The following is a 268-nucleotide window of genomic DNA, read 5'->3' on the forward strand; positions in this document are numbered from 1 at the left end:
CCACGTTCTCCGAAGGCGGCCTGCCGGAAATGGACAACATGGCCTGGTACGGCCTGGTCGCCCCCGCCGGCACGCCGCAGGCGGTGATCGACCGCATCCACGACGCCACCGTCAAGGCGCTGAAGGATCCCAAGATCATCCAGCGCCTGGCCGACGGCGGCTCGCTGGTCGACGGCAACACGCCGGCCGAATACGCCGCCCAGATCAAGCGCGAACTGGAGCTGCGCCAGCGCATCGCCAAGGAACGCAACATCCAGTCGACGAACTG

Annotated in this window: 1 protein-coding gene; it reads left to right on the forward strand. The window is 67.5% G+C overall.

Features of this window, described 5'->3' with window-relative positions:
* On the forward strand, nucleotides 1–268 hold a 268-nt coding region (locus ACNQO6_RS18430), incomplete at both ends, for a tripartite tricarboxylate transporter substrate-binding protein (protein WP_440209910.1).

It is taken from the genome of Acinetobacter calcoaceticus, assembly GCF_051947995.1.
In the GTDB taxonomy this organism is placed as follows: Bacteria; Pseudomonadota; Gammaproteobacteria; order Pseudomonadales; family Moraxellaceae; genus Acinetobacter.